At 61.7% G+C, this 1,415-nt stretch carries 2 protein-coding genes; both read right to left on the reverse strand.

Features of this window, described 5'->3' with window-relative positions:
• A partial coding sequence (locus B2W52_RS18950) for a GntR family transcriptional regulator (protein ID WP_286803904.1) occupies window positions 1-303 on the reverse strand: 303 nt, incomplete at its 3' end.
• Window positions 304-347: 44 nt separating this feature from the next.
• The coding region (locus B2W52_RS18955; RefSeq protein WP_286803905.1) for an allophanate hydrolase-related protein at window positions 348-1,415 on the reverse strand (1,068 nt) is incomplete at its 5' end.

Below are 1,415 nucleotides of genomic sequence, written 5' to 3' on the forward strand. Positions count from 1 at the left end.
CAGGTTGCAGATTTTGTGCACGGCCGCCCGTTCGAGAGTGATGCGCAGGTCATAGAGTTCCTCCACCTGCTGGAAATCGAATGGCTTTACCTGCCAGCCACTGCGGAACAGCACCTCCACATGGCCCTCCCGCTGCAAGCGGTACAGTGCTTCCCGCACCGGTGTCCGGCTGGCGTTCAGGCGGGTTCCGACATCCCCCTCGCTGAATCGGTCGCCGGGGATCAGGCGGAACTCGAAGATGTCCTCTTTCAGGGCCTCATAGACCCTGTCGGCTACGGACTCTTTTCGTCTAGGGTTTGCCATTGGCACCGTTTCCCCTCGTGGAGCGCCAGATTGCCCCGGCTTGGTCAGGCTCTGGAGGCGATATAGGCGCGCCAGCCACCGAACTCTGTTACATCCTCTGCGCCCTCGAAGCCGTAGCCCTCACAAACAAAACCGTTTACCCACCGGCCATCAGCCAGCTCGACGTTGCCTATGCCCAGAGGCGCAGGAATCAGGTCCACAAAGGAGCCAAAGGCCGAGGCGGGCATTTCCCAGACTTCCACAATGATTTCCCTGCCTTCGCCAGGGGCCGCCCGTTTCAGCCCGGGCTTCGGCGGTGTGGTGTTTGGTAGGGCGAACAGCCGGTAGTTGGCAGACGTTGTGGTTTGCTCAAGCAGAACCGCGTAGCGCTCACTGAGCTGGGTGTTCAGGGGCATGCCACTGAGGTGGGCACCAACAACGGCCACCTTGATGGTGGGTGTCGAAATGGCGGCCCCGGGGGCTTCTTCGGGGCGGTCGTTGCCTGTAGCGCCCAAAGGGGTCGGGTGGGCATTCAGCCACTGGCACGCCAGGCGTTGCAGCTCCGTGTCTTTCCAGGCACCAGTTATCAGGGTAACGCCAAAGGGCAGGCCGTCGTCCCGGAAACCGGCAGGAATCGCGAGCGCACTCATGTCGGCCAGGTTCACGAAATTGGTGTAGGTGCCGAGTTGGCTGTTGAGTGCAACCGGGTCCGCATTTACCGCTTCGATGGTGGGAGCCGTCGGAGCCGTGGGCACCAGCAGGGCGTCCACATCGGCTAACAGTTCATCGATCTGGCGCTGCAGCTCTTCCTTGCGGTACTGGGCCTTGAAGGTATCCGTGGCGCTGAAATTCCCGGCCTTGCTGATAATGCCTTTGACCACCGGGTTCATATCATCGCCGTGGCTGGCCATGAACGATTCCACCGCCGCGTGGCGTTCAGCCACCCAGGGGCCTTCGTAGAGCAGTGCAGCCAGTTCCAGCATGGGGCTGAAATCCAGCGGCACCAGTTCCACATTCTGTTGTCGCCACTGGCTGATGGCGGTATTCCAGGCCGCTTCTGCCTTCTGATCACCAAACCATTGCGGGTGGTCGGGAATCGCCAGTCGTTGGATGGGGCCGGGCCGCCGAAGGGC

Source organism: Marinobacter sp. UBA2498, from assembly GCF_002341575.1.
GTDB lineage: Bacteria > Pseudomonadota > Gammaproteobacteria > Pseudomonadales > Oleiphilaceae > Marinobacter > Marinobacter manganoxydans.